The organism is Halomonas sp. ANAO-440, from assembly GCF_019915905.1.
Lineage (GTDB): Bacteria > Pseudomonadota > Gammaproteobacteria > Pseudomonadales > Halomonadaceae > Halomonas > Halomonas chromatireducens.
Genome location: NZ_JAHXBV010000012.1, coordinates 72,007 through 95,594, shown reverse-complemented (window position 1 = coordinate 95,594; position 23,588 = coordinate 72,007). Strand labels below are relative to the sequence as shown.

The following is a 23,588-nucleotide window of genomic DNA, read 5'->3' as shown; positions in this document are numbered from 1 at the left end:
CGATCGCCGTTACTGGGCAGGCTTCAGGGCATCGGGAATCTCGTGGCCCTGCTCCTCGAAGTAACGGGCAGCACCGGCATGCAGCGGCACGGTGCCCACTTCGAGGGTCATCCCAGCGAGGTCGGCGTCGCGTACCGCGGAGAAGGCGTTGGCCTGGGGCTCGGGGTTCTCCATCACCGCCTTGACGATCTGGTAGGCGGTCTCCTCGTCGAGGTCCGGGTGGGCATGCACAGCCACGCCGAAGGCCCAGGTGGTATAGGCGGCAATGCCCTCGCCGGCGCCTTCCGGGATATCGACGATGGCCACGTCCGGCATCTCGGCGCGCAGCGTGTCGGCCTGTTCATCGGAAAGCGACAGCACGCTGATCGGCGTGAAGGTGGCGATATCCATGCTCGAGCCGTCGAGGCGATTGCCGACGCCGGACTTGGCCGAGCCCATGACACGCCCGTCCTTCATGGCATCGACGATATCGGTGGTGGAGCCACGCACATAGTCGGGCGAGATGCCCAGGGTCCGCATGACCGCTTCGGTGGTCTTCTCGGTGGCCGAACCGGTAATCCCCGGGTTGAAGCGCACCCCTTCCAGCTCTTCGAGGGTGGCAACCTCGGCATCCTGGCGCATCACCACGTTCTGGGGCGCCACGGTATAGACCCACAGCAGCCGGCTATCCACGGGGCGGCCGTCGAAATCCTCGAGACCGGCATAGGCGTGGTAGCCGGTGTTGGTGGTCACCAGCCCCATGTCGATCTGGTTGCGACCGAGGCGGCGCAGGTTGTCCACGGTGGCGCCTGTCTCGGCAACCGACGCACTGACACCCTCGACCTGGCTGTTGATGATCTGGTTGACGGCGACGAAGTAGCCATAGTGGCTGGAGGAACTCGACGTCGAGCCGATCAGCAGGCGTTCGTTGGCCTGTACGGCAGACGCGGCGGCAAGCAGGCCGACGCTGGCGGCCATGGCGGTGAGCGTCGTCTTGAGTGTCGTTTTCATGGTGGCTCCTTGGCCCGGCGGTGGGCTCATTGTTGTGGTGACTTGTTGTGATGACTTGTTGTGGTGACTGGCTGTGATGAACTCGATACCGGAATGGTTGCTTGGCAAACCGGATAGAGAGGATGGAAGTCCCAGTAGCAGAATGGTGGGCGTCGACTATTTTGTATATTGAATAGTTTTTAAAGTGTGTTTTACTTTATAAATGAATCCCAGCATTCAACAGCTCAGGGCCTTCGTTGCCGTCGCCCACTCCCGCAGCCTGGCCGAGGCCAGCGAGCGCATTCACTTGTCCCAGCCGGCCATCTCTATCGCCATTCGCAAGCTGGAAGAGACGGTGGGCGGCCCGCTGTTCTCACGCAGCACTCGCCAGTTGACGCTTACCCCGGAAGGTGACGCCTTCCTGCCGGTAGCCGTGCGCCTGCTCAACGACTGGAACGAAGCCTTCGTCGACCTCGGCGAACGCTTCTCCAAGCAGCGCGGCAAGGTCACCGTGGCGGCATTGCCTACGCTGGCCGCCGGCCTGCTGCCGGGAATCATCGCCGACTTTCACGCCCGCTACCCGCGCATCAACCTGAGCCTTCACGACGTGCTGGCCGAGCAGGTAAACCAGATGGTGCGCGAGGGGCGCGCCGACATGGGGCTGTCGGTGCCGCCCCAGGATGCCGAGGATCTCGTCTTCGAGCCGGTGCTCGTGGACCGTTATGTGGCGGTCTGCCCCCTGGGACATCCGCTGCTTGCGCAGGCAAGCGTCGAGTGGGCGCAGCTGGCAAGACAGCCGTTCATCGGCATCAATCGTCTTTCCAGCTCACGCCAGGATATCGATCGCATCATGGCGGAAGTGGGCCAGCCACTGGATATCATCTGCGATGCCAGCCAGATCGCCACGGTAGGACGCATGGTGGCCGCCGGCCTGGGAATCAGCGTGCTGCCTTCGCTCAGCTTTCGCCAGATCGCCTCGGAGGGTATCGACCACCGCCCCCTGGTGACGCCGACCATCCGTCGCGAACTGGGGATCGTGATGCGTCGGCGCGATGCCCTCTCGGCGGCCGCCGCGGCGCTCCACGCCATGATCCAGGCAAGCGCAACGCCAGTGGAAGCCGTCTCTTCGCCATAACGTCCCGCCAGAGAACGACATGTCACCACTCCCTCGACTATCCTTGCTCCGTAAGGATGAAGCACTTTACTGCTCCCCCCCACCGGAGCCGTCGCAAGGAGTATTGCCCGTGGCCGATACAAACCAGGTAACCGTCTTCTACGATGAGCGTGTTCTGGCACATAAACCGGATTCCGATGCCCCCTTCCTGCCAGGACGAGTAGACCGGCGTGTACGCGAACTCCTGTCGGCACTCAAGGTTCCCTGGGTCTACCCGGAACATGCCGGGCGGCTGACTGCCATTCGACAGCTGCTCGAACTCGAACCGGTACCCGGCCTGCTATTCGAGAGTGGCAAAGCCGCCACTCGCGAGCAGCTGGGGCGAGTCCATACCAGCTCCTATCTGGACCATGTCTTTGAGCTGCGCGGCCACAATGCCTGGCTCGACGTCGATACCACCGCCGTCTCCCCCGGGAGCGTCGAGGCGGCAGAAGTGGCCGCCGGCACCACCATCGCCGCCGTGGAAGCCGTCATCGAGGGGCGAACCCAGAGCGCCTTCGCCCTGGTTCGACCACCCGGCCATCACGCCGAACCTGTTCGCGCCCGTGGCTTCTGCCTGTTCAACAACGTGGCCGTGGCAGCGGCCCATGCCAGGGCGAAGCTTGGCTGCGAACGCGTCTTGATCGTCGATTGGGACGCCCATCACGCCAACGGTACCCAGGACATCTTCTGGGCCGATCCCGACGTGATGCTCTTCGATATCCACCGCTCCTCCCCTTTCTATCCCGGCACCGGCAACCTCGAGGATGTCGGCGTGGGCCTCGGTGAAGGCACCACCATCAATGTGCCCATGCCGGCAGGATCCGGCGACCGAGCCTACCTGAAGGCCTTCGAGGATATCCTGATCCCCGCCACGGACTCCTTTAAGCCAGACCTGATTCTGGTATCGGTCGGGTTCGACCCTCACCCCTTCGACCTGGCGCTGAATGTCTCCTACGAGGGCTTCGCATCAATGACACGCATGCTGCAGGACCTGGCCAAAAAGCACTGTGACAGTCGGCTGGTCTTCGTGCTGGAAGGGGGATATCACTTGCTCTCCCTGTCTCGAGGTGTGAGAACGGTGCTGTCGGTGCTCGCCGGCGCCGAGGCCCCGGAGCCCGGCCTCACCGGCCTCGCCGAGGTGGAAGCAGCAGCCGCCTTTCATCGACCCGCCTTCTCAGCGCAGGAACAGGGTTGAAGAGGGGTCAGACCCGCGTATGGACTAACCGCTACAATGTCGCTATTGAAGCAGCCGATGTCAGAAGCAACCGGAGCCATGTGACGGCTCGCGATCAAAGCCCTGCTCAAACCGGGAGGAAGCAACGATGGAAGGGATGACCGCACGCGGAAGTTGCCTTTGCGGTGCCGTACAGCTTGGCGTAGTTGCCCGCAAGCAGAACCTGGGCGCCTGCCACTGCAGCATGTGCCGAACCTGGAGTGGCGGCCCCATGCTGGCCCTGGAATCGGTCAGCGAAGTCGAGATGGATGGCGAGGAGAACATTACGGTGTATTCCTCCTCGGAGTGGGCCGAGCGTGGCTTCTGTCAGCGCTGCGGGACTCACCTGTTCTATCGCCTCAAGACCGGCGACCACTATGCCATCCCAGTGGGCCTGGTCGACGGCGGCGAGGCCTGGACCTTCGATACTCAGATCTTCATCGACCAGAAGCCGAACTACTATACCTTCGCCAACGAGACTCACGACATGACCGGGCAGGAAGTTTTCGACGCCTATAAGGGAAGTTGAACACAGTACATTGATCTAACGCAGTCCGGCCCTCACCCCTCCCTCAAGCCTGGAGTCAATACATGCCTCTTTCCGTAGGCGACACCATCCCGAACGTCACCCTCAAGACCAACGGCCCAGATGGTCCTGAAGATATTGCCACCGGTGAGATGTTCACCGGCAAGCGCGTGGTTCTCTTCGGCGTACCGGGCGCCTTCACGCCCGGCTGCTCCAACACGCATATGCCAGGCTTCGTGATCAAGGCCGATAAGGTACTGGAGAAGGTCGATACCCTGGCCTGCCTCTCGGTCAACGACGCCTTCGTCATGGGCGCCTGGCAAAAGGACCAGAACGCCGATGCGATCCTGATGCTGGCTGACGGCAACGCCGAGCTGACACATGCCCTGGGCATGGAGAAGGACGCAAGCAGCGCTTGTATGGGCGTGCGCAGCTTGCGCTTCGCACTGATTGCCGAGGATAGCGTGGTGACCTACTTGGGAATCGATACGGAGCGCGGCGTGGTCGACAAGAGCAGCGTCGACGCAGTGCTGGCGAATCTCTAGCTTGGCGCGCAACCTGGAGCCGGGAGGGTGGATGCCGCAAACCGATAGTCACAACGACGGCTTGGACCCCGTGGAAATAGCAACGGTGTCACAGACAGGGGAAATGGCGTCGCAGCCTCCACCGGCCACGCTGCTTCTGGTCGATAGCGATGCCGATACGCTCGCACTTCTTGCCGCTACGCTGGAACAGGAGGGCTGTCGCTTGCTGACAGCCAAGGGCGGCGAAGCCGCTCTGACGGTGTTGGATGAAGAAGATATCGACCTGGTCATGGCCAACGCACGCATGCCCGACATGGGTGGCATCGACCTCTTGAACCGCATTCAACAGGGCTGGCCGCAATGCCTGCGTATATTGCTCGACAGCCAGAGCGATATGAACGCCATTGTGCGAGCCATCAATGAAGGCCACATCTACAGTTTCATCGGCATTCCCTGGAAAGCCGATGAGCTATGCCAGACGCTGCGCCAGGCCCTCGCCCACCAGCAGTCCGAGCGTGAAAGGGATCGGCTAGAGCAACTCACCCAGGAGCAGAACCGAGAACTGATCGAACTCAATGCCAGTCTGGAAAAACGCGTAGAGGCACGCAGCCAGGAGCTGGAGCAGCTTTCCGCCATGCTGGAAGCCGCCTACACAGAGCTGGAGCAAAGCCATGTCACTACCACACGGGTGTTTTCCTCACTGATCAACCTGAGGCTCCCCAGTCGTTTGCAGACCAATGCCCAGGTCGATGCCCTGGTTCAGGCGTATTGCGAAGTGCATGAACTGGAAGATGAGCTCAAGCACGACCTGCTGATGGCGGCAGCACTCTATAACCTGGGCAGATTGAGCTGGAACGACCACATGCTCACCACTCCCTCACAGCGCCTCTTCGCCGAGGACCAGAAAGCCTATCAGCGCTATCCGGAAGTCGGTGAAAGCCTGCTGATGGCGCTGAATCACCTTGATGGTACTGCCCGGATCGTGCGTCACCATCGCGAGCGGTGGAATGGTGGGGGCTATCCCGACCAGCTGGAACAGCAAGCCATCCCCTTCGGGGCTCGCCTGCTGGGCCTTGCCGTCGACTTCATTGAACTGCAGCGCGGGATGATCCTGCCGAACAAGCTGCCACGCCAGCAAGCCCTGGAGCTGCTGCGCAAGTTCTCGGGACGCGTCTACGATCCGGAGCTGTGTGCCTCCTTCCTCAAGCTATGCCTTGAACAGGCTCCCGACCTGGGGGTGATAGGGGAGTCAGTGATATCCCTGGACAGCAGCAAGCTCCAGCCCGGGATGGTGCTAGCCCAGGACCTGTACTCCGAAGCCGGGATGCTCTTGCTGCATGAAGGAAAGCAGTTGACGCGAGCCCTGATCGACAAGCTGCTTCACTTCGAGGAGGTTGAGGAAATCCGCTATTCCCTGCTGATCAAAAAGCCGGAAAGCGACGGCTGACGCCTGCCCTGCGCGGGCTGGCGACGGCAACCAATCCCCCTGCCCTGAGACGATTTTCAAGCGGCAACTGCCACACGCCGATGGACCTGCCGAGAAGCCATCTCGAAATATTCCTCAAGCCCTGCGTCCACCTGCCGATTGATAGTAAGGAAGATCATTACCATTCGGGATTGATCTACCACGACAGGGAGTCGCTATGCAGTCCAATGATACAGACCGCATGAGCCAGCTGCTCTGCGACCTGAAGCAGGCCAACCCGCAGTTGCTGCAGTCCGAAAAGCTGGCCGCCATCGGCCAGTTGGCTGCAGGAGTGGCACATGAGATCAATAACCCCATCGGCTACGTGTTCTCCAACCTCAAGACTCTGGCCGAATACGTGCATGATCTGTTGTGTATCATCGATGCCACTGACCAGGTCGGCTCCCTGGAAGAGCTCCAGGCCCTCAAGCAGAGTCTGGACTACGACTATATCCGCGACGATGCAAAAGCACTGATCGCCGAATCCGAGGAGGGTATCGAGCGCGTCAAGTCCCTGATTACCGCCTTGAAGGACTTCTCTCATATCGAGGAGGACGATTTCGTCTTTGTCGATCTGCATCACGGCCTCGACACCACACTGCACCTGGCGAACAACGAGCTCAAATACAAAGCCGAGGTCATCAAGGAGTATGCCACCCTACCGCCCGTCGAATGCTTGCCGTCCCAGGTCAAGCAGGTAGCGCTCAACCTACTGACCAATGCCTCGCAGGCCATCAAAAACCACGGCGTTATCACCTTGCGTACCGGGCACGAAGGAGAGCGCATCTGGTTCGAGGTGTCAGACACCGGTTGCGGTATCCCTCCAGAGCATCGTGACAGACTCTTCGAGCCCTTCTTCACCACCAAGCCGATTGGCGAGGGCACCGGCCTGGGGCTGGCCCTCTCCTTCAGCATCGTGCAAAAGCACGGCGGCCAGATAGAGATAGACAGTGAAGTCGGCCAGGGGAGCACGTTCCGTGTATGGCTTCCGATCAAGCAGCCCCGCAGCGTTGAACAGGAGCAGGGTCAACGATGACTGTCGAAGCCGACCAGCCCCTTCCCACTCCTGAGCCGCCTCTGCAGCCTGAGGCAACGCTTCTGCTGGTGGACGATGAGCCCAATGTTCTCTCCGCCCTGAAACGCGTGCTGAGGTCTGAAAACTACCTTGTCCTGACTGCCAACGATGGCGAGGCGGCACTGGCGATGCTGGAGCAGGAAGCGGTCGACGTGGTGATTTCCGATTGCCTGATGCCGGGGATGGATGGTGCGGAGCTGTTGAGCCGGGTCCAGCGGGTCAGGCCAGAGTGTATTCGTATGCTGCTGACCGGACAAAGCGATATGAATGCCACGGTCCGAGCCATCAACGAAGGGCATATCTATAGCTATATCGCCAAGCCCTGGGACGATCACAAGCTGCGTCTTACGCTTCGCCAAGCCGTAGCCCACCAACTGGCCGAGCGCGAACAGAAACGCCTTGAAGCCTTGACCCTGCAACAGAACCAGGAACTCGTTGAACTCAACGCCACGCTGGAGCAGCGTGTCGAGGCACGTACCCAGGAGCTCAAGCAGATCACCGATATGCTCGATGCGGCCTACGACGAACTGAAGCACAGCTATGTCATGGCCACTCGCGTCTTTTCGTCGCTTATCACGCAGCGCATGCCACGCCACCTGCATGCCAACGCCCAGGTCGGTGATCTGATCCAGGCATTCGCCGATACCCATGAGCTGGAAGACTCACTCCGCCGCGACCTGCTCATGGCGGCCGCCTTGTACAACCTTGGCAAGCTGGGGTGGGACGATCGCATGCTGACCACCCCTTCGGAGCGCCTCTTCGCCGAAGACCGCAAGGCCTATCGTCGCTATCCGGAAACCGGCGAAAGCCTGCTGATGTCGTTGGAGCACTTGCAGGGCACGGCCCGATTCATCCGGCATCACCGTGAGCACTGGAACGGCGACGGCTACCCCAACCGTCTGAAAGGCGAGGCCATCCCCTACGGAGCGCGACTTCTGGCACTGGCCGTCGACTTCATCGAGCTTCAGCGGGGAATGATCCTGCCTCGGAAAGTGCCACGACAGCAGGCCCTCGACCTGCTGCGCAAGCTGTCAGGACGTGTCTATGAACCCAGCCTGTGCCAGGCCTTCATCGCACTATGCGTCGAACAGGCACCGGATCTGGGCCAGGCTGGAAAGACCATGCTGTCGCTGGAGACACGCCAGCTCAAGCCCGGAATGATCCTTGGGCAGGATATCCACTCGGCAACCGGCATCCTGCTGCTCAATGAAGGCAAGGAGTTGACCCAGCACCTGATCGACAAGCTATGCAAGCTCGAAGAAGTCGAAGGTGGCAGCTACACGCTGATGGTCTGCAAGCCTGGGGACAGTGACCCCAGTGAGAGTGATGGGAACGATGCCTGATCGTAGCAAGCAGGAGCTGCGCGAAGCCCTGCGGCAGCGCGACCAGTTCTTCACCCTCTCACTGGAACTGTTCTGTCGGGTCGATCTCGATGGGCGGTTACTGCAGGTCAATGCCGCCTTTGAACAGCTGTTCAGCTATTCGGAGAAACAGCTTGTCGGTCACCATTACAGCAAATTGGTATTGGAGGATGACCAACCCTTGATAGATGCCGCCATTGAGCAGATCAAGGGCGGTCAGCGTATCCACGCACTGGAAGCACGGGCTCGCGATGCCCAGGGAGGCATCCACTGGGTAGAGATCAACGCCGGCCTGGGAACGGAAGCGGTCATCTATGTGGTGGCAAGAGACATCACGCAGCGCAAGCGTGACATGCAGCGGCTTCACATTCTGGAGCGCAGCATCGAATCAAGCGTCAATGGGGTCATCATCTCCGAAGCCGATCATCCTGACCTGCCGATCATTTATGTCAACTCCGCCTTCGAGAGCATCACCGGCTACTCTCGACAGGAAGTGCTGGGCCGAAACTGTCGCTTCCTGCAAGGACCCGACACCGACGCCGTGGCACGGACAATCATCAGGCGGGGTATTGCCGAAAAGCGCTATACCCACACTGCGCTTTGCAACTATCGCAAGGACGGCACGCTCTTCTGGAACGATCTTCATATCTCCCCGGTGCTCGACGAGAGCGGCGAGGTCAGTCACTTCATCGGTGTACAGAACGATATTTCTACCCAGCGTGCCTACGAATCGCGCCTGGAACACAATGCCACCCACGATTCCCTCACTGGGCTTCCCAACCGTGCGCTACTGGAGGAGCGACTGCAGCAGTGCTATCACCATGCGCGACACCATGTAGGAAGTGTCGCCCTCCTCTATATCGACCTGGACGACTTCAAGTCGATCAACGACAGCCTCGGGCACGAGCTGGGCGATCAGATACTGGTCGAAGTGGCCTCTCGCCTGGTCAAGCAGGTACGCAGCAACGATACTGTAGCCCGCTGCGGCGGCGATGAGTTCGCCATCCTGCTGGTCGACCCGGGTGATGTCCCCCTCATCGTCGAGCGGTTGCTGGCCAATGTCGCTAGGCCCTACTGGATCGAACAGAGTGAGATGCACCTGACCGCCAGCATCGGCATCGCCCTGGACTCGAATGGCGTAACGAAACCCTCGCACCTGATTCAACAGGCGGATCAGGCCAAGTCACAGGCCAAGCGTCAGGGTCGCAATACGTTTCAGTGGTACACCGAGGGACTCAACAAGAGGGTGAGCGGGCGAGTCAGGCTGCGCAACGCCCTGCAGCATGCCATCGACCAGCAGCAGTTCGAGTTGCACTACCAGCCGCAAATCCAGGATACCAGCGGCAGAATCCTCGGCTTCGAGGCACTAATCCGATGGCATCATCCCGAGCGCGGCTACATCCTGCCGGCTGAGTTCATTGGACTGGCAGAAGATACCGGGCAGATCATTCCCATGAGTGAGTGGGTGTTGCGTACCGCCTGCCGCGACAATGTTCGGCTCAATGCCTTGGGGTTCGAGGAGTACGTCATGGCGGTCAATGTGTCGCCCATGCAGTTCCAAAGAGCCAATTTCGTAACGGGCATAGTGGATACGCTGAAACAAACAGGACTCGCGGCCCCACTGCTCGAGCTCGAGCTTACCGAAAACATTCTGATGGAAAGCACCACGAAAGCCATCGAAATTCTACAGATGCTGCGCCGCCTGGGCATCAGTATCGCCCTCGACGACTTTGGCACCGGCTTCTCCAGTCTCAGCTATCTGAAATACCTGCCCATCGACAAGATTAAAATCGATCGCTCTTTCATACGGGAAGTCATAAGCGATCACCGCGACGCCGCCATCGTCCAGGGCATTATTTCCATGGCCAACCAGCTGCAGTTGAAGGTTCTTGCCGAAGGGGTGGAAACCCAGGCCCACTATGCCTACCTCAGCAAGAAAATGTGCGATATCTATCAGGGCTACTACTTTGCCCGCCCCATGCCCATCGATGAACTGATCACCTTTCTGCACGAAAACCAGGCCGCAAACCAGCTGCAGCAGCAAGACCAGAATGACAGTGCCAGTAGCCAGACCCTGCTGCTGCTCGACGATGAGCCCAATATCCTGCGCTCGCTGAACCGCGCGCTAAGGCGTGAGGGCTACCGCATCCTCGCCACCACGAGCCCGCACGAGGCCTTCCAACTGCTGGCCACCCAGGAGGTGCATGTCATCATCAGCGATCAGCGCATGCCAGAGATGAGCGGCACGGAATTCCTCAAACGCGTCAAGCAGCTCCATCCCCAAGCCATCCAGATCGTGCTGTCGGGCTACACCGACCTCAAGACCGTGACCGCTGCCATCAATGAAGGTGCCATCTACAAGTTTCTCACCAAGCCATGGGACGACGAGGAGCTTAGGCTGGTGGTTAAGCAGGCCTTTCGCGAGGCAGCCCTGCTGAAGGTTCGTATGTAAAGCATCAAAGCACCCACGAGCCGATTGAGCGAGAAGACCCCATCTGAGGCTCACTTCACTCGGCATGGAGGCGAAACCGTTGAGCGGAGGCATCCCGCTCAAGAACAAGATTGCTACTGTAAGAGATATCTGAACAGAGAGCCGGCAATGCAAGCATGGACGAAAGCCCCCCGTAGCAAGACATACCGAGGAAAAGCGGTTGGCTTGACCCTCGCACTGTTGCTTGTGGCAGCGCTGGCTGCCGGCTTCAGTGTCGCCGTGGTCCAAATCCAGTCGGCCATAGCCGCATACATTGGTGGTCAAAGCGCCTGGTCCAGAGCGCAACTGGCTGCCGTCTATAACCTCGACACCTACGCGGAAACCGGGCATCCCGATGCGCTGCAGCGCTCCCGGGACTGGCTTGCCGTTCCTCTGGGGGGGCTCGACGCACGTCGCGCCCTGGATGCCACGCCGGTGGATCTCCCTGCCGCAAGGGATGGTTTGCTGCGGGGGCTGAATCATCCCGATGATATCGGCCGCATGATCTGGCTGTACCGACTCTTCGCCGAGTACCCCCTTTTCCATGAGGCGGTGCATATCTGGCGGGAAAGCGACACGTACCTTCTCGAGCTTGTCTCCCTCACTGACCAACTGGCGGATGAATGGCAGTCTGGCGCCCCCTCGATGGCGGAAATTTCGCGACTGCGGACACGCCTGCAGGAAGTCAATCGCGGCCTGACTCCCCTCACTGAGGACTTCCGCCGCGCAATGACCGATGCGTCCCGCGAAATGAGGCGGGTACTATCCCTCTTGAGCGTCGCATTTCTGCTGGTGATGTGCTTGATCGCCGGCCTGTTGGGATGGCACCTGAGCCGTGTCATCACGGCCGCTGAACACAAGTTCCGGGTCACCTTCGAGCAGGCTGCGGTGGGCATGGCCCAGGTAGATGACAAGGGCTACCTGATCGATGTCAACCAGGCCCTGTGCGGAATTCTGCACTATCCCAAAGAGGCACTCCTGGGCATGCGCTACCGGGATCTCGTCTATCCCGAGGATTGGGATATCGGTCGTCAGCAAAGAGCCGATATGCTCGCAGGAACCATCAACAGCTACACCCTCGAGCAGCGTTTCCTCTGTCGCGCGGGAGACACAGTGTGGGTCAAGCTGACCGCCTCCCGAATGCTCGACGATACTCGCCGCGCTCCTCTTTACGTGGTGATCATCGAGGACGTCTCAGAGTCCCGCCGCCTCTCTGTCGAGCTCGACTATCAAGCGACCCACGACGTTCTCACCGGCCTGCCAAACCGGCGCAGTTTCGAACGCAGCCTTGCCGAAGCGCTGAGGCAAGCACGCACCGAGGACTCGACTCACGCGCTTTGTTTAGTCGACCTCGATCAGTTCAAGATCGTCAACGACACTTCGGGGCACGTGGCCGGAGACCAGCTGCTGCGCCAGACCGCCGACCTGCTCCATAGCCACCTGCGAGAAGGCGACCTGCTCGCCCGGCTCGGTGGGGATGAATTTGCCGTCATTCTCGAGAACTGCGATGTCGAGAAAGCCTGCCAGGTCACCGAGAAACTTCGCGCCATCGTGAGCGATACCCCCTTCTCCTGGGAAGGGACTCTCTACATGCCCGGCTGTAGTATCGGTGTGGTCCCGATCACCGCCTCCAGCAGCGATACCGGCAGCCTGCTACGTACGGCTGACATCGCCTGCTATCTGGCCAAGGAGCAGGGACGCAACCGCGTGCATTTGCTGCAGGAGAACGATCGTCAACTGGCAGAGCAGCGTGGAGAGATGGAGTGGCTTGGTCGTATCCGCAGCGCCCTGGCCGAGCAGCGCATCTTCCTCGACGCACAGCGCCTGGTGTGTCTGGCTCGCCCCGACAGCCTGCGCTATGAAGTCCTGGTCAGGCTGATCGACGAAAACGGCGCGGTCATACCGCCCGGGGATTTCCTGCCGGCAGCAGAACGCTTCGGAGCGGCGCACCAGATCGACCGCTGGGTCATCGAGCACGTCTGCCAACAGCTGGCTGCCCACCCACAACACCTGGCCCGCCTCGAGGTCTGCCATATCAACCTTTCCGGGCGCTCTTTCGATCACGCCGATTTCCACGACTTCGTGGTGGAGACCCTGGATCACTATGCACTGCCGCCAAGCAAGCTCTGCTTCGAGATCACCGAGACAGCCGCGGTGAGGAATCTGCACGATGTCACGACTTTCATGGAAAAGCTGAGCAAGCGCGGATGCACCTTTGCACTGGATGATTTCGGAGCCGGCCTCTCTTCCTTCGGCTACCTGAGATGCCTGCCGGTGGACTGTCTCAAGATCGATGGGCTCTTCGTGCGCGACATCGCCAACGACGAAACCGACCTGGCCATGGTGCGGGCCATCAATCAAATCGGCCAGACCCTGAACAAGATCATCGTCGCTGAATTCGTCGAGACCGACGAGGCCCTGGAGCTATTGCGCGAGATGGGAGTGCATTATGCACAGGGCTACGGCGTGCATCGGCCCTGCCGTTTCAAGGCGCTGCTAGCCGAAACGTCATGAGCACCGCACCCCCCACAGCGACCAGTAAGGCTCAGGTCACCGCACTGCGCTGCTTGTACTGTGGCGCATCCCACTCGCCCGTGGCCATGATGTCCGCCAAGGCCTGAACGGTGTCCCAGATATCCACATGGCGGACATAGAGCGGCGCGAAGCCGAAACGCAGGATATCCGGAGCCCTGAAGTCGCCGATGATATTGCGGGCGATCAACGCCTGCATGATCGGGTAGGCGTGCTGATGGGTGAACGATACCTGGCTGCCCCGTCGCTCGGCGTCGCGAGGAGAGGCCAGCGCAAAGCCCATGCCCTCGCAGTGGGCCTCGACCAGCTGGATGAACAGCTCACCGAGGCGCCGGGACTTGGCCCGTACCTTCGACATGTCGGCCGATGCCTGCAGTTCGACACCCACCTCCATCACCGCCGTGCCGAGAACGCCAGGCGTGCCGCACAGGCCCCGCTTGATCGAATCGGCTGGCTGGTAGTCGTCACGCATGGCGAAGGGCTCTGCATGTCCAAACCAGCCGCTGAGCGGCTGGTGGAAATCATTCAGGTGACGACGCGCCACGAACAGGTAGCCGGGTGCCCCCGGGCCACCGTTGAGGTACTTGTAGCCACAGCCCACGGCAAAATCCGCTCCCACGCCATTCAGATCCACAGGCACCGCCCCGGCGCTGTGGCTGAGATCCCATAGCATCAGGGCGCCGACCTCATGGGCCCGGGCGGTGATGGCGGCCATGTCGAACAGCTCGCCGGACTTGTAGTGCACATGGGTGAGCACCACCAGGGCGGTGTCCTCGTCAATGTGGGATGCCAGCACCTCCCTGGGCGCCGTTTCCAGCCGCACCTCGCCCTGCAGGAACCCTTCAAGTCCCTGAAGCATGTACAGGTCCGTTGGAAAATTCCCCGGCTCGGAGACGATCTTGCCTCGCCCCGGGCGCATGCGGATCGCCGCCGCCGCCAACTTGAAGAGATTGACCGAGGTGGAGTCGGCCACCACGACCTCACCGGGCGCGGCACCGATCAGCCCAGCCACCTTGTCGCCAACTCGCGTGGGCAACGACACCCAGTCGTGGCGATTCCAGCTGCGAATCAAGCCCTGGCCCCACTCCTGCTCCACCACCTCGGCCGCCCTGTTTCGGGCCTCCCGGGGCAGGGCACCAAGGGAGTTGCCGTTGAGATAGATCAGACCCTCTTCCAGTACGAAGCGGTCACGATAGTCGGCCAGGGGGTCGTCGCGATCGAGCCATATCATGTCAGCTCGACTTGTTGGTGTTGCCGGTTCCATGGGCTCGAGGCTCCTCACATGCTGGTCCTCACCGACCACAGTTCGGGGAAGAACTGCAGGTCCAGGGCCTTGACCAGGAAAGAGACACCGCCCGTGCCGCCGGTGCCAGGCTTGTAGCCGATGATACGCTCCACCGTCTTCATATGGCTGAAGCGCCACTTGTGAAAATTGTACTCGGTATCGACGAGCTTCTCGGCCAGCTCATAGAGATCCCAATGTGCTTCCGGCTCGCGATAGATCCTGGCCCAGGCCTGCTCCACCGCATCACAGGGTTGGTAGGGCTGCGACCAGTCGCGGTCGATGCAGCCGCGGGGAAGTGAGAAACCACGACGCTCCAACAGCTGCAGGCTGATGTCGTAGAGGCTAGGCGCAGTGAGAACCTCGTTCAGCCGCCGGTAATGCTGCGGATGACCGCGGTGGACTTCGACCAGCCTGGGATTCTTGTTACCGAGCAGGAACTCCAGTTCCCGGTACTGATAGGACTGAAACCCCGAACTCTGGCCCAGGCTGTCGCGAAAGCTGGCATAGTCCGCCGGCGTCATGGTGACCAGCACCTCCCAGGCATGAATCATCTGTTCCTGGATGCGAGCGACCCGCGATAGCATCTTGAAAGCGGGCGCGAGCTTCTCTTCAGCAATGTGCGCCGCTGCGGCATGGGCTTCATGCAGACACTGCTTGAGCCACAATTCGGAAACCTGATGGATGACGATGAACAACATCTCATCGTGCTGATCGGAACGCCGCTGCTGGCAGGCGAGCAGCGGCTCCAACTGCAGGTACTGCCCATAACTGATGTCCTGGTCCCAGTGGACCCCTTCACCGTCCAACTCCACCGTCCGGCCTTCCGGCGAACGGGCATCTCGATTTGCCATACTTCGGGCACTCCCTGCTCACGCTGCGGTATTGGCTGTCCCCCCATGGTATTGCCAGTCCACGCAGACCGCCAGTGCCCAAAAATTCGATGCCGGCTATCACCCTACTCCGCGTCGGCGCCATACTCATGCATCTTGCGAAACCATTTCGCACGCCCCTGTTCACTCATCGACTCAACTCTGCCGATCAGGGTTTCGTGAACCGGGGAGAAGCCAACGAAACCGAGCACATTGCGCTCCAATGACTTGATGCTATGCGCACGGTAGATATGTCGATAGACCAGTGCAGGCATGCCCATGGTGACAACCAGCCGCACCGATCGGCCAGACAACCGTTTCTTTCCCAGCGGATTGCCCTCCACGTACTCGAAGGCGAAGCCAGGGCGCATAACCTGTTCAAGGAAGGCTTTCACAAGCGCAGGCATGTCAGCGAGCCAAAGCGGGAAAAACAGCACCAGATGCCGACACCAGGCAATGGCATCCTGTGCCTCCTGCAAGGCAGCCGGGAGTGGCTCCTCCTTCCATGCCTTCTGGCTACGCAGCAAGGGAAAGTCGAGTTCGCCGATATCGACCACCCGTACCTCATGTCCATGGGATTCCGCACCTGCACGGTAGTGCTCGGCCAGAGAGTGGCAAAGATGAGCTCCACCGGCATCGGGATGCCCCTGGAGAATCAGGATACGCGTTGTCATTGCAGCGGTTGCCCCCCGGTGATTTGCAAGGTCGTGACCATTCCACACTACTTACAAACCGGCCCTTCACGCCGACCGCCGTCAAGCATAAGGCTTTACCTGGGGGGATACCGCATCAAAGCCATCAACGCGTTCGATCATTTTCCTAGCACGTCGACTTTATCGCCCAGCACATCCTCGATATAAAGCATCTGGATGGCAACCACCGCTACCACGGCGAGTGGCGTTGCCAGTATAACGCCGGCCAGGCCGGCAACCGCCGCGCCGGCGAGCTGCACGATGACGGTATAGGCCGGCGGCAGCCGTACCACTCCCTTGGCGGCAATGGGCATGACCACGTTCGACTCCAGCGTTTCCACGATGAAATAGAGAATGATGGCATAGAGCGCCAGCTCGGGTGACGTCAGAAAAGCGATCAGCACGGTGGGGATCATGCCCAGTATCGGCCCCAGATAGGGAATGAAGGTGAGCAGGCCGGCAATCAGGCCCAAGGCGCCGGCCATGGGCACGTCCATGAAATACAAGCCAATACTGATAGAGATGCCGACGAAGAGCATGGAGATAAGACGGCTCAGCAGCCACAGGCGCAGGGCCCTGCCCTGGATGGCGAGGACTTCCCGCCAGCGCCCGCGACGGGCCGGTGGAAACAGCAGCAGCATGTTGCCCAGGTACATGGAAGGGCTCAGCACCAGGTAGAAACCGATCAACAGGATCAGGAAGAAGCTGGCGATGGCACCGAAAGTGGAAGTGAAGAGCGCGGTGAACTGCTCCAGCAGCGGATTGATGAGCTGTCCCGGCTCCTCCACTTCCTTGAGCGCCGCTTCGATACCCGGCAGCTCCAATAGCGTGACCGCCAGCTCCTGCAGCGCCTCCGGTAGCTGCTGAATCAGCTGCGGCAGCTGCTCCTTCATGGGGGGCCCAATCACAAAACCTAGCACCACGGACAGAAGCAGGATCAGGACAAAGGCGAGGGAAAGCGTCCAGAAGCGCGACAGCGGCAGGTAGCGAGCCACAAGCTGGGAGACACCATCGATGGAAACCGCCACGAGTATGCCGGCGAACACCAGCAGCAAAACATCGATCAGTTGACCAGCAAAGTAAAGCAGGATCGCCACCAGAGCGACCAGCCCCACCGCGATCAGTACCCTGCGCGTAAACAGTGAGAGATTACCCAGCCCATCATCCATGTCAGCTCCCTGCTGTAGGTGTCAGGCATCCTGCCCTGATGGAAGTATCGCGAAACAGCCGCTCAAGCCGCTTGGCGATACTCCCGCCCCTTGCGGGAGTAGCTCCCCTTGCCCTTCTTGGGCTTCTGCTGTTGCGTGCGGAACATCGGCGTACGCAGCTGTGCCTTCAGCGCGTTGTCACGAATCCTGACTTTCTTCATCATCATCTCCGGTTGAGTGGCACGCCCGCCTGACCAGACCAAGCGTGGCCCGATCAAGCATGGCACACCCCTGAGACTAGCAGATCAGGAGGATGTTTCGTTCAGCGACTTTGCCGCCGCGGGGCTGCTGGCGACCAGGCTCACCACGCTGCCAACCACGATCAGGCAGGGCGAAGGCAAGGGCTGCGCCGCCAGTTTCGCCGGCATATCCGCCAAGGTGCCGGTGAGCGCCTGCTGGTCGGCATGGCTGGCGTTGGCGACCAGCATGATCGGCCAGTTATCGGGCAGCCCTGCCAGGCGCAAACCGGAACAGATGGTTTCCACCTTGGAGAGGCCCATATAGAAGATAAGGGTCTCGTCCCGCCGGGCCAGATCGCCCCAGTCGGGCTCGCCACCCTCGCGGCACAGTTGGGCGGTGATGAAGCGCACCTGCTGGGCGTGGCCGCGATCGGTCAGCGGGATACCCATGCCGGCGGCGGCGGCCGACGCCGCCGTGATACCGGGTACGATCTCGGCGGGCACATTGGCCTCGGCCAGGGCGGCAAGCTCTTCACCCATGCGCCCGAAGATGCCGGGGTCGCCGCCTTTCAGGCGTACCACCGACTTATCCTGCCCCGCCAGCTTGACCATCAGCTCACCGATCTCGGCCTGAGGCACGCTGTGATGACCCCGCGCCTTGCCCACATAGTAGCGTTCTCGTCCGGGGGGAATCAGCGACAGTACCTCATCGCCGATCAGGCGGTCGTAGACGATGGCGTCGGCCTGCTGCAGCAGACGGGCGGCCTTCAGCGTCAATAGCTCCACGTCGCCGCTCCCGGCACCCACCAGGTAGACACGCCCCGGCTGGCAACCGCCGCGCAGCGCCAGGGAGGGCATGCTGCCACACTCCCTGGCGTCTCCCAGGCAGCGGAAAGAGCGACCGAGGCCAAAGCGTGCCAAACCCGCGTTCAAGGCATCACGCGATAGTAACGTTTTCAGACTTCGGCTCAGCGCTCGCATGGGCCCTCTCCTCGTCGGCACCTTCTTGGGCATTTCCTTCCGCTCTTGCTTCTTCAATCAGGGACTTCAACTCGGGAATGCAACTGCCACACTGGGTGCCGCAGGCCAATCGGGCACCCAGCGCCTCGACGCTGTCGTCACCACTGCGAATGGCATGGCGAATGGTACTCTGGCCCACCTGATGGCAACTGCACACGACAGGTCCGCTGTCGGCGGCACCATCGTCACAGCCGGCCAGCAGCCGCCGCTGCCGCGCCGCATCCAGGCGTTCACCCCGCGCGGCCTCCTGGAAACGCTCATCGAGCCAGGCAATGCCGGGCAGCTCGCCGGGGGGGCCTACCATCAACCACCAGCGCAGCTTGCCATCGGCGATGCCCGCCGCACGCAGGCGACCATCGCCCGGGTCCTCGCACCACAGCGTCGGCGCCACCGGTAGATGCTCGGCCAGCCAGGCCTGCCAGTCGGGCATGTCATTACCGCTCTTGCCGCCTGCCAACTGCCAGCGCTGACAGTCGGATAGCGGTATACGAGCCCAGTAGCGCGAGCTGTCGCACCATGCCGCATCCAGCGTCAGGTCGTCGGCTACTATCAGCGTAGCTTGCCAGCTCGGCGCCAGCGGCGCTATCGACACGGCCCCGTGCTTCGATTCCGGCTGACCGGAAACAGGATCGCAATGGGGCGCCAGCAGGCTGCCCATGCGGGCGGCGCCGCTGAACCGGCCGGTCCAGTGCATGGGCACGAACACTTCGCCACGCCGCTGCGCCTTGGATACCCGCACGCGCCCCACATAGTCCCCACCCGCTCCCTCCAGCCGCGCCAGCGCCTTGTCATCGATACCGTAGTGGTGCGCATCGTCGGGATGGAGCTCGATGAAGGGTTCGCTGCGGTGGTTCATCAGCCGTGGCGCACGGCCGGTGCGGGTCATGGTGTGCCACTGATCGCGCACCCTGCCGGTATTGAGCCTCAGCGGACGAGCCTCGCTCAGGGCCTGCTCTGGCCCCCGTGGGTGTACCGCAATCAGTCGCGCCTTGCCATCCGGGGTGGCAAAGCGCCCATCCTCGAACAGCCTCGCCGTGCCGCTCGGCGCACCCCGCGTCACCGGCCACTGGATCGGCGCCAGGGCATCATAGGCGTCGCGGTCGAGCCCGGTCAGGCCGGAGATATCGAACAGCCGGCGGCCCTCGCCGGGGCCTTCACCATTCTCGAAGCCGGAGAGCCGGGCATGCTCGTCGAAGATCTCGCTGGGGTGTTCATAGGCAAAGGCTTCGCCGAAACCGAGTCGCCTGGCCACCTCGCCGATGATCCACCAGTCGTGACGGGCCTCTCCCGGTGGCGGCAGCAGCCCGCGCTGGCGGGAGATACGCCGCTCGGAGTTGGTCACGGTGCCATCCTTCTCGGACCAGCTCGAGGCCGGCAGCACGATATCGGCAAAGGGGAGCAAATCGGTGTCGGCCATGCATTCGGAGACGATCACCAGCGGGCACTTGGCCAGTGCCGCACGCACGCGGTTGGCATCCGGCAGGCTCACCACCGGGTTGGTGGCCATGATCCACACCGCCTGAACCTCGCCCCGCTCGATGGCCTCGAACAGCTCCACCGCCTTGTGGCCTGGCGCGTCGGGCAGGGTGGGCTCCAGCGATTCTGTCGTCCAGAAGCGTGTGACCCGTTCGAGGGCGTCCGGCGTGTGGTAGTCCATGTGCGCCGCCAGCTGGTTGGCCAACCCGCCCACTTCGCGGCCGCCCATGGCGTTGGGCTGGCCGGTAATCGAGAAGGGCCCCGCCCCCGGCAGGCCGATCTTGCCGCCGGCCAGATGGCAATTGATGATGGCGTTGCACTTGTCGGTGCCGCTGGAGGACTGGTTGACGCCCTGGGAGTAGAGCGTCACCACGTGGAGGTGGCTTGAGAACCAGTAGAAGAAGGTTTCCAGCCGCTCCGGGTCCACATCGCAGTCGGCGGCAATGGCCTCCAGCGAGGTGTCGTCCTCGCGGGCCGCCGCCAGGGCCTCCTCCATGCCCTGGGTATGGTTGTCCAGGTAGACCCGGTCCAGCTTGGAACGGTCGTCCATCCAGGCCAGCAGGCCATTGAACAGCCGCGCATCGCTGCCGGGAGCGAGGCCGAGATAGAGGTCGGCGATCTCGCAGCTGTCAGTGACCCTGGGGTCGATCACCACGACACGCATCAGCGGATTGATCTGCTTGGCCGCCTTGATGCGCTGATACAGCACCGGATGGTTCCAGGCCAGGTTCGATCCCACCAGTACCACCAGCTCCGCCTCCTCCAGGTCCTCGTAGTTGCAGGGCACGGCGTCGGCGCCGAAGGCGCGCTTGTAGGCCGCCACCGCCGAGGCCATGCAGAGCCGCGAGTTGGTGTCCAGGTGCGGCGTCCCCAGGAAGCCCTTGAACAGCTTGTTGGCGACGTAATAGTCCTCGGTGAGCAGCTGACCCGAGAGGTAGGCCGCCACGGCATGGTAGCCATGGTCGCGGCGTGTGGCCTGAAGCCTGTCGGCCACGGCATCCAGTGCCGTGTCCCAGTCCACCTCCACGCCGTCGACCCGGGGACGCGTCAGCCGGCCATGCTCACCCAGGGTCTCGTGCAGCGCCGAACCCTTGACGCAGAGCCGCCCGAAATTCGCCGGATGCGTGCTGTCACCGCTGACGCCGATGATGCGCTCGCCGTCGACTTCCGCCTGCACGCCGCAGCCAACACCGCAGTAGGGGCAAGTGGTTAGAGCCTGGTGCATGACGATCTCCTGTAACGCATGTTCGCAAAATGCAAACGCCCACCCGCCGACTCTTTAGAAGAGACGGCGGGTGGGCGTCGTTGCCGATGAAGCGCGGTGGGCGCCTCTTGCTGCTTTGCCCAGCGTTGAGCATTTTCTATACAGGATGAAGCAATCTTTGTGCCAGGCGAACGGCATCTGCCAGTATTCCGGCTCCCTGATGGCCTTCTATCGTTCCTGACATCGAGCCACTGCCCCAGGATCTCTCACCCCAACTGCCATGCTGCACCACGGTAGTGCCGAAACGCCGCGCATCGGGCCGGATAATCGCAAGACACACCGCCAGGCCGTCAAGACCCGGCCCGCAGGACTTGGCGTGCCGCGGAGTTGCAATATCTGGAATGTATCTTGCATCGCAGCGTAGAGATGCAACGTGACTAGCGAGACTGCCATGCCCCCACCGCTGAATGTGCTGCTGGTTGATGATGAAGTCGTGCGCGCGGCCATGGTCGAGGAGGCCCTGGTCGCCGATGGACACCGTGTGGTCTGCCGCCTGACAAGCCCAGCCAGCCTCAACGAGATGGTCGCCCGGCACCAGCCCGACGTGGTGATCATCGACATGGAATCCCCCGACCGCGACACCCTGGACAGCATGGCGCTGCTCAACCGCGAGAACCCGCGCCCGGTGGTCTTCTTCGCCGACCAGCACGACCCGGACATCCTCCAGGCCGCCCTCAAGGTCGGCGTCAGCGCCTACGTGGTCGACGGCCTGATTCCCGGCCGGGTCAAGGCGATCATCGAGGTGGCGATTGCCCGCTTCGATGCCTTCCAGTCCATGCGCCGCGAACTGGAGAAGACCCGCAACCAGCTCACCGAGCGCAAGCGCATCGAACGCGCCAAGGGGCTGTTGATGAAGCATCAGGACTGCGACGAGGAGCAGGCCTATCGCATGCTGCGCAAGCTCGCCATGGACCGCAGCCAGCGTATTGCCGAGGTGGCCGACAGCGTCATCGATATCCTGGAACGCCTGAACACGCGCTCGCCTGACTGAACAGAGGTCTATTCATGAATCCGCAGGACATGCACACCACACCCGAGCTGAATCACCTGACCCTGGGCTTCGTGCCGCTGCTGGATGCCGCCCTGCTGGTCATCGCCCGTGAACGGGGCTTCTTTTCCGAACAGGGGGTCGAGGTATCGCTGTCACGGGAGAACGCCTGGTCGACCCTGCGCGACAAGGTGGCCGCCGGGCTGCTCGATGGCGCCCAGATGCTCTCGCCCATGCCGCTGGCCATGAGTCTCGGGCTGGAGCGGGCGCCCTGCGACGCCCTGGCGCCGATCACCCTGAGCCGCAACGGCAATGCCATCGTGCTGTCGGAATCCCTCTGCCAGCAGAGCGGTGCCGCCCTGGGCAGCGACCCGGCCGACAGCGCACGCGCCGTCGGCGCCTGGCTCGGTCAGCACAGCGGCCCTCATCGCCCGCGGCTGGCCATGGTCTACCCCTTCTCGTGCCAGCACTACCTGCTGCGGGAGTGGCTGAGTCTGGGCGGCATCGATCCCGACCGCGACGTGGAACTGATCGTCCTGCCGCCCCCGCGCATGGTGGCGGCCCTCAGCGAAGGCCAGATCGACGGCTTCTGCGCCGGCGAACCCTGGGGCAGCCTGGCCGCGCACCAGGGTGTCGGCCAGCTCGTGGCCAGCGGTGTACAGCTATGGCCCGACCACCCCGAGAAGGTATTGGGCGTGACCCGATCCTGGGCTCACCACTACCCCGCCACGCTTGCCGCCCTGACCCGGGCGCTGGTGGCGGCCAGCGACTGGCTCGCCGACTCTCCCGACAACCGCCACCAGGCGCTGGAGTGGCTCGCCCTGCCGCCCTACCTGGACCGCTCGGTGAGCCATCTCGACACCCTGCCCCTGGACGTCACTCCGATTCACCAGCGGCTGTTCGGCCCCGGGATCCTGCGCCCCGACGTGGACGCCATAGGTCGGATTGCCGAACAGCTGGACCGCTCCCTGCGTCACCTGGATCGTGCCCTGGACATCCCGACGCTCCACGAGTGCTACGCCCCTGTGCATTTCGATGCTGCCATGCACCAGTGACGTGCAGGCGGCCGACCTGAAACGGCTGAGCGCCGGACACCCCTTCTGGAAAGGCATTCCCAAGAGTATGAAATAAAACAATAAAACTGACATCAAGAGAATCTTGGCCAGCTTCTTGATTGGTACTCATCAACTACGCGATCAATGGCGGTCGCTCTCGAACAGTAGCAACGGGCGAAGACGCTCCAGCACACCCCAGGCGGGGTCGTGATGGAGCGTCTTCTTTTTGTGCCGCTGCTTTCTTACCCGCTTCGGAGGTGT

General features: G+C 61.9%; 19 protein-coding genes. 11 read left to right on the top strand and 8 right to left on the bottom strand.

The window, feature by feature from the left end:
- Nucleotides 1-9 precede the first annotated feature (9 nt).
- Nucleotides 10-990 (bottom strand): TAXI family TRAP transporter solute-binding subunit, encoded by a 981-nt coding sequence (locus KZO25_RS10655; protein WP_066447824.1) that lies wholly within the window; start codon nt 988-990, stop codon nt 10-12.
- Between the two features lie 202 nt (nt 991-1,192).
- Between KZO25_RS10655 and KZO25_RS10650 the strand changes: the two genes are divergently transcribed.
- The 9 genes from KZO25_RS10650 to KZO25_RS10610 all read left to right on the top strand — a co-directional run bounded on the left by KZO25_RS10650 (nt 1,193) and on the right by KZO25_RS10610 (nt 13,273).
- Entirely contained in the window at nt 1,193-2,104 is a 912-nt protein-coding gene (locus tag KZO25_RS10650) for a LysR family transcriptional regulator (protein ID WP_223136945.1), read from the top strand.
- A 109-nt stretch (nt 2,105-2,213) separates the two neighbouring features.
- Entirely contained in the window at nt 2,214-3,320 is a 1,107-nt protein-coding gene (locus KZO25_RS10645) for a histone deacetylase (protein ID WP_316935683.1), read from the top strand.
- Between the two features lie 127 nt (nt 3,321-3,447).
- Nucleotides 3,448-3,867, top strand: coding sequence for a GFA family protein (locus KZO25_RS10640; protein WP_262488949.1), 420 nt, complete (start codon nt 3,448-3,450; stop codon nt 3,865-3,867).
- Between the two features lie 62 nt (nt 3,868-3,929).
- A complete protein-coding gene (locus KZO25_RS10635; protein ID WP_223136943.1) occupies nt 3,930-4,409 on the top strand; it encodes a peroxiredoxin in 480 nt (159 codons plus the stop codon).
- Between the two features lie 31 nt (nt 4,410-4,440).
- Nucleotides 4,441-5,835: an HD domain-containing phosphohydrolase gene (locus tag KZO25_RS10630; RefSeq protein WP_223136942.1), complete on the top strand. Its 1,395-nt coding sequence runs from the start codon at nt 4,441-4,443 to the stop codon at nt 5,833-5,835.
- A gap of 196 nt (nt 5,836-6,031) precedes the next feature.
- A complete protein-coding gene (locus KZO25_RS10625; RefSeq protein WP_223136941.1) occupies nt 6,032-6,889 on the top strand; it encodes an ATP-binding protein in 858 nt (285 codons plus the stop codon).
- Nucleotides 6,886-8,271 (top strand): HD domain-containing phosphohydrolase, encoded by a 1,386-nt coding sequence (locus KZO25_RS10620; protein ID WP_223136940.1) that lies wholly within the window; start codon nt 6,886-6,888, stop codon nt 8,269-8,271. The genes KZO25_RS10625 and KZO25_RS10620 overlap by 4 nt, the downstream gene beginning before the upstream one ends.
- On the top strand, nt 8,264-10,741 hold the full coding sequence (locus KZO25_RS10615) for an EAL domain-containing protein (protein WP_223136939.1): 2,478 nt from the start codon (nt 8,264-8,266) through the stop codon (nt 10,739-10,741). Before KZO25_RS10620 ends, KZO25_RS10615 begins: the two co-directional genes overlap by 8 nt.
- Before the next feature lie 204 nt (nt 10,742-10,945).
- Nucleotides 10,946-13,273, top strand: coding sequence for a putative bifunctional diguanylate cyclase/phosphodiesterase (locus KZO25_RS10610; protein WP_223136938.1), 2,328 nt, complete (start codon nt 10,946-10,948; stop codon nt 13,271-13,273).
- Between the two features lie 31 nt (nt 13,274-13,304).
- On the opposite strand, the gene kynU is transcribed toward KZO25_RS10610, so the two are convergent.
- The 7 genes from kynU to KZO25_RS10575 all read right to left on the bottom strand — a co-directional run bounded on the left by kynU (nt 13,305) and on the right by KZO25_RS10575 (nt 21,245).
- Nucleotides 13,305-14,522: a kynureninase gene (gene kynU / locus KZO25_RS10605; RefSeq protein ID WP_262488948.1), complete on the bottom strand. Its 1,218-nt coding sequence runs from the start codon at nt 14,520-14,522 to the stop codon at nt 13,305-13,307.
- A gap of 47 nt (nt 14,523-14,569) precedes the next feature.
- The gene (kynA, locus tag KZO25_RS10600; protein ID WP_066447805.1) at nt 14,570-15,427 is read right to left on the bottom strand and encodes a tryptophan 2,3-dioxygenase; all 858 of its coding nucleotides are present in this window, start codon (nt 15,425-15,427) and stop codon (nt 14,570-14,572) included.
- A 104-nt stretch (nt 15,428-15,531) separates the two neighbouring features.
- Nucleotides 15,532-16,119 (bottom strand): NAD(P)H-dependent oxidoreductase, encoded by a 588-nt coding sequence (locus KZO25_RS10595; RefSeq protein ID WP_066447802.1) that lies wholly within the window; start codon nt 16,117-16,119, stop codon nt 15,532-15,534.
- A gap of 137 nt (nt 16,120-16,256) precedes the next feature.
- A complete protein-coding gene (locus tag KZO25_RS10590) occupies nt 16,257-17,306 on the bottom strand; it encodes an AI-2E family transporter (RefSeq protein WP_066447800.1) in 1,050 nt (349 codons plus the stop codon).
- Nucleotides 17,307-17,368: 62 nt separating this feature from the next.
- The gene (arfA, locus tag KZO25_RS10585) at nt 17,369-17,506 is read right to left on the bottom strand and encodes an alternative ribosome rescue factor ArfA (protein WP_223136936.1); all 138 of its coding nucleotides are present in this window, start codon (nt 17,504-17,506) and stop codon (nt 17,369-17,371) included.
- A gap of 84 nt (nt 17,507-17,590) precedes the next feature.
- The gene (gene cobA / locus KZO25_RS10580; protein WP_262488947.1) at nt 17,591-18,382 is read right to left on the bottom strand and encodes a uroporphyrinogen-III C-methyltransferase; all 792 of its coding nucleotides are present in this window, start codon (nt 18,380-18,382) and stop codon (nt 17,591-17,593) included.
- Between the two features lie 79 nt (nt 18,383-18,461).
- On the bottom strand, nt 18,462-21,245 hold the full coding sequence (locus KZO25_RS10575; protein ID WP_223136934.1) for a nitrate reductase: 2,784 nt from the start codon (nt 21,243-21,245) through the stop codon (nt 18,462-18,464).
- Between the two features lie 430 nt (nt 21,246-21,675).
- On the opposite strand from KZO25_RS10575, the gene KZO25_RS10570 reads away from it, so the two are divergent.
- Both KZO25_RS10570 and KZO25_RS10565 read left to right on the top strand, forming a co-directional pair.
- Entirely contained in the window at nt 21,676-22,275 is a 600-nt protein-coding gene (locus KZO25_RS10570; RefSeq protein ID WP_066447785.1) for an ANTAR domain-containing response regulator, read from the top strand.
- A gap of 14 nt (nt 22,276-22,289) precedes the next feature.
- Entirely contained in the window at nt 22,290-23,327 is a 1,038-nt protein-coding gene (locus KZO25_RS10565; protein WP_262488946.1) for a CmpA/NrtA family ABC transporter substrate-binding protein, read from the top strand.
- Nucleotides 23,328-23,588 lie beyond the last annotated feature (261 nt).

What these genes read in the sequence shown, in the direction of transcription:
- KZO25_RS10655 (WP_066447824.1), bottom strand. Translation starts at nt 990, where the DNA reads ATGAAAACGACACTCAAGACGACGCTCACCGCCATGGCCGCCAGCGTC.
- KZO25_RS10650 (WP_223136945.1), top strand. Translation starts at nt 1,193, where the DNA reads ATGAATCCCAGCATTCAACAGCTCAGGGCCTTCGTTGCCGTCGCCCAC.
- KZO25_RS10640 (WP_262488949.1), top strand. Translation starts at nt 3,448, where the DNA reads ATGGAAGGGATGACCGCACGCGGAAGTTGCCTTTGCGGTGCCGTACAG.
- KZO25_RS10635 (WP_223136943.1), top strand. Translation starts at nt 3,930, where the DNA reads ATGCCTCTTTCCGTAGGCGACACCATCCCGAACGTCACCCTCAAGACC.
- KZO25_RS10630 (WP_223136942.1), top strand. Translation starts at nt 4,441, where the DNA reads ATGCCGCAAACCGATAGTCACAACGACGGCTTGGACCCCGTGGAAATA.
- KZO25_RS10625 (WP_223136941.1), top strand. Translation starts at nt 6,032, where the DNA reads ATGCAGTCCAATGATACAGACCGCATGAGCCAGCTGCTCTGCGACCTG.
- KZO25_RS10620 (WP_223136940.1), top strand. Translation starts at nt 6,886, where the DNA reads ATGACTGTCGAAGCCGACCAGCCCCTTCCCACTCCTGAGCCGCCTCTG.
- KZO25_RS10615 (WP_223136939.1), top strand. Translation starts at nt 8,264, where the DNA reads ATGCCTGATCGTAGCAAGCAGGAGCTGCGCGAAGCCCTGCGGCAGCGC.
- kynU (WP_262488948.1), bottom strand. Translation starts at nt 14,522, where the DNA reads ATGATATGGCTCGATCGCGACGACCCCCTGGCCGACTATCGTGACCGC.
- kynA (WP_066447805.1), bottom strand. Translation starts at nt 15,427, where the DNA reads ATGGCAAATCGAGATGCCCGTTCGCCGGAAGGCCGGACGGTGGAGTTG.
- KZO25_RS10595 (WP_066447802.1), bottom strand. Translation starts at nt 16,119, where the DNA reads ATGACAACGCGTATCCTGATTCTCCAGGGGCATCCCGATGCCGGTGGA.
- KZO25_RS10590 (WP_066447800.1), bottom strand. Translation starts at nt 17,306, where the DNA reads ATGGATGATGGGCTGGGTAATCTCTCACTGTTTACGCGCAGGGTACTG.
- arfA (WP_223136936.1), bottom strand. Translation starts at nt 17,506, where the DNA reads ATGAAGAAAGTCAGGATTCGTGACAACGCGCTGAAGGCACAGCTGCGT.
- cobA (WP_262488947.1), bottom strand. Translation starts at nt 18,382, where the DNA reads ATGCCCTCCCTGGCGCTGCGCGGCGGTTGCCAGCCGGGGCGTGTCTAC.
- KZO25_RS10575 (WP_223136934.1), bottom strand. Translation starts at nt 21,245, where the DNA reads ATGCACCAGGCTCTAACCACTTGCCCCTACTGCGGTGTTGGCTGCGGC.
- KZO25_RS10570 (WP_066447785.1), top strand. Translation starts at nt 21,676, where the DNA reads ATGCCCCCACCGCTGAATGTGCTGCTGGTTGATGATGAAGTCGTGCGC.
- KZO25_RS10565 (WP_262488946.1), top strand. Translation starts at nt 22,290, where the DNA reads ATGAATCCGCAGGACATGCACACCACACCCGAGCTGAATCACCTGACC.